This is a genomic window from Neobacillus fumarioli NBRC 102428 (assembly GCF_001591485.1).
Lineage (GTDB): Bacteria > Bacillota > Bacilli > Bacillales > Cytobacillaceae > Neobacillus > Neobacillus fumarioli.
In genome coordinates, this window is record NZ_BCUZ01000180.1 from 1 (window position 1) to 3,911 (window position 3,911).

Annotated in this window: 3 protein-coding genes; all 3 read left to right on the top strand. The window is 36.6% G+C overall.

Features of this window, described 5'->3' with window-relative positions:
* The first annotated feature begins 178 nt into the window (after positions 1–178).
* Complete coding sequence (locus BFU02S_RS15060; RefSeq protein WP_066372399.1) at positions 179–1,669, top strand: amino acid permease; 1,491 nt, start codon at positions 179–181, stop codon at positions 1,667–1,669.
* Positions 1,670–1,969: 300 nt separating this feature from the next.
* On the top strand, positions 1,970–3,058 hold the full coding sequence (gene xerS, locus BFU02S_RS15065; protein WP_066372402.1) for a tyrosine recombinase XerS: 1,089 nt from the start codon (positions 1,970–1,972) through the stop codon (positions 3,056–3,058).
* A 425-nt stretch (positions 3,059–3,483) separates the two neighbouring features.
* On the top strand, positions 3,484–3,911 hold a 428-nt coding region (locus tag BFU02S_RS15070; protein ID WP_084361155.1), incomplete at its 3' end, for a MarR family winged helix-turn-helix transcriptional regulator.

Sequence of the window (3,911 nt, forward strand, 5' to 3'; positions counted from 1 at the left end):
AGCCAGAAAGAGCAGCAAAGGGCAAGTGGTGACTTACTCAACTATTAAGGGAGTTTATGGAGTTATTTTGAATTAATAAAATTAACTACCTAAAAATATTGAAATTCCTAAACATCATGAAAAAATTATGTAAGCAATTTCATTAAAAGAAACAAACTCAAGGGAAGGATGAGGGAGAATGAATATAGGTCAACAAGAATTAGACGTTCCACAGCAAACGCCTCAAGAAGAAAAAAAGTTAAAGCGGGTTTTGAAATCCCGGCATTTAACGATGATCTCGATAGGAGGGGCAATCGGAACAGGATTGTTTCTTGGAAGTGGTGCCTCTATTTCCCAAGCTGGACCGGGAGGGGCACTGTTTGCTTATATTTTTATCGGGGCAATGGTGTACTTTGTCATGACAAGCCTAGGGGAACTATCTGCCTTTATGCCGACAAGCGGTGCGTTCAGCACATACGGGACTAAATTTATTGATCCGGCATTTGGTTTTGCTGTGGGATGGACTTATTGGTTTAGTTGGGCCATGACCATAGCTGCAGAATTAACTGCTTCAACGATGGTTATGAAATTCTGGTTCCCGCATAGCTCATCATTGCTATGGAGCTTTTCATTTTTAGCGTTAATTTTTCTTTTAAACTATTTATCTGTTAAGGGATACGGAGAAGGGGAATATTGGTTTTCACTTATTAAAGTGGCTGCAATTATTATCTTTATTGTCGTAGGGCTACTCATGGTTGTCGGCATTATGGGCGGACAAGCCATCGGATTTAAAAATTTCACCGTAGGAAAGGCACCTTTTAGCGGTGGCGTACTTGGTACTTTTGCCATTTTTCTTGCCGCAGGATTTTCTTTTCAGGGTACGGAAATTGTAGGGGTTGCTGCAGGGGAAAGTGAAAACCCTGCCAAAACAGTACCAAAGGCAGTTAAAAGTACTTTCTGGAGAATCCTTATTTTTTATGTATTGGCGATCTTTATTATAGGGCTCATTATCCCCTACACAGACAAAAAATTGCTAAGTAGTGATATCATGGTCAGTCCATTCACGCTTGTATTTAAAAAGGCCGGTCTAGCCTTTGCAGCATCACTCATGAATGCAGTTATTTTAACAGCCGTGTTATCGGCCGGCAACTCAAGTCTTTATGCTTCTACCAGAATGCTATATGCAATGGCAAAAGAAGGCCAAGCTCCTAGTATTTTTGCAAAGCTGAATAAGCGAGGAGTACCTGTTGCAGCTATCATTTTAACGACCATTATTGGCATGCTAGCATTTCTTGCCTCCATCTTTGGTGATGGTACTGTATATGTATGGTTAATGAATTCAGTCGGAATTACCGGTTTTATCTTCTGGCTTGGTATCTTAGCAAGTCACTATCGGTTCCGCAAAGCCTATGTGGCTCAGGGTCATTCGCTTGACAAGCTGCCGTACCGGGCAAAATGGTATCCATTTGGACCAATCTTTGCGATTGCTGTTGGTTTACTCGTCACTTTAGGTCAAGATTACCAGGCGTTTCTTGGAGGGAAAATTGATTGGGGCAGCGTAATTGCCGCCTATCTTGGCATTCCTTTATTCCTTTGCTTATGGTCTGGATTTAAGTTCATAAAGAAAACAAAGGTAGTGAAGCTAGAAGAATGCGAATTTGATTTTGACTTTGCGACAAAACATGATTGATCGATTTTAGGGAAGGGAGTCCCGCAAAAGTTTTGGGACTCCTTCACCGAAGATGGTAATTTTAATTAAAAAATGTTGGAAAAATTAATTTATCCCTGGGGTGGCGTTACAGGATAAGCTGGAGTGTACGCTAGTGCTTGTGAGTGAAAAAATCATCTTATATTGGATTATCTTTTAATAATGAACCGGTAACCGCGTTTTTTCTACTTAGAAAAATTTATTACGTAAAATATAAATTTTACGAAATAATAGCAAGATTTTTAAAGAGGAGGTATAATTTTATAACGAGGTGATTTTTTCATGAGAAACCAAAATAAACAAGAAAGTTTTAAAAAGCTTCAAGCTCTTCTTAATGAGCTGCCATGGTATGTTGAAGAATATATTAATCATAAATTAAGAAAGCTTTCGACGGCATCGTTATTTAATTATTGTCATGATTATAAAATCTTTTTCAACTGGATGATTGCTGAACAATTATGGAACGGCAGCATGAAAGACATCCCGCTGGAACGACTGGAGCAAATGACGGTTCTTGAAGTGGAAAGCTTTTTAAACTATTTGCATTACCAGTTGGATAATAAAGAACTAACGGTAAACCGTAAGCTTTCAGCATTAAAATCACTATTTAATTACTTGCAAAATATTGCAGAAACGCCGGATTTAAAACCATATATTCATCGGAATGTCATGGCCAAAATCGAATTCAATGAAATAAAAGAAAGCATGGAGACTCGTGCCAATAAAATGGAAGGAAAAATTTTACTTGGTGATGAGTATGAGAAATTCCGTTTGTTTGTCGCTCACGATTATGGAGAAATCAACAAGGAAAACAAAAAAGTCTATAACTTTTATCAATTAAATAAAGAGCGTGATACCGCAATTATATCATTAATCTTGGGATCTGGACTGCGTCTTTCCGAACTCGTCGGACTTGATTTGGATGATATTGATTTCAGCAAGTACTGTGCCAGAGTCATTCGAAAAGGAAATAAAGAGCAATTCGTCTTTTTCAGCCGGACAGCAATGGCAGATTTGCAAGATTATTTATCTGTTAGAACAATAAAATACAAAGTTGATAAAAATAATAAATCTCTTTTTGTCTCAGCACCGATGGGACCAAAAGGAACAACACGAAGACTTACGGCACGTGCGGTTGAAAAACTGGTTGAAAAATATGCAGCAGCATTTGGCAAACCAGCATTATCCGTACATAAATTAAGACATTCTTTTGCCACTAGATATCATCAAGAAATTAATGATGTACCGAAGTTAAGGCGGCAGCTGGGCCATTCATCCATTCAAACAACAATGATTTATACGCATATAAAAAATGATGATTTAAAAATGGCAGTTGATAAAATGGATATGCCGATTGAACAAGATGAATAAATCTTTAATGTAATGAACTGTATTATTTACAGTTTATTACATGTATATAAGTTTACATAATATTATTACGGTTGTTAACATGTGATATGTCTCAAAAACTAAGTATACTTAATAAAATGAGACAAAAGAAATTTTAAATTTATTTGACTATGGATCTTTAACTAAACTGCCCCCTCTTTTTAAAATCTTGACCTCTTTACAAGCTATCGACATTGAAAATCAATAATTATTTTCTGTGTCTCCCTCCGACCGCTGGTACTTTATACTCAAGCTGAAAATTGAATATAGAACCTCCTCCCTCCCTTTCTCAAAACTTTTCCAGTAACCAATAAGAAACAGCAATGTTGTATATCCACTTGCTTTTTATTCGTTTATATCGTATTATTAGATATATTCTTCTATTACGATACAAGGAGTTCTAGACATTGAATGATATAAAATATTTAAATCAACTATGGACGGATATATACTATCAACTACGATATATCCATCCGGAAAAAATCACCCACCAAAGTGTCAGAATTATGCAAGCTATTCAAAAAGAAGAGGAAGTGGGAATAAAAGAAGTCGCTGAGGTTATTAAAGTGTCTCATAATACTGCTTCAGAACATGTTAAACGTTTGATTGAAAAAAAATATGTATTTAAGACCCGGAGCAGCAAGGATGAGCGAAAAGTTATTCTAAGACTTACGGACCTGGGCAATGAAGTACTAGATCGACATACTAGTCTTGATGAAGAAAAGCTCCACTCCCTTCTGTTTAAATACATGAATGAACAAGAAAGAAAACAAATCCTAGACGCATTTACGTTGATGAAAGAGAGAGCATTTGAAATTTTTACAAGAGTAAGCGT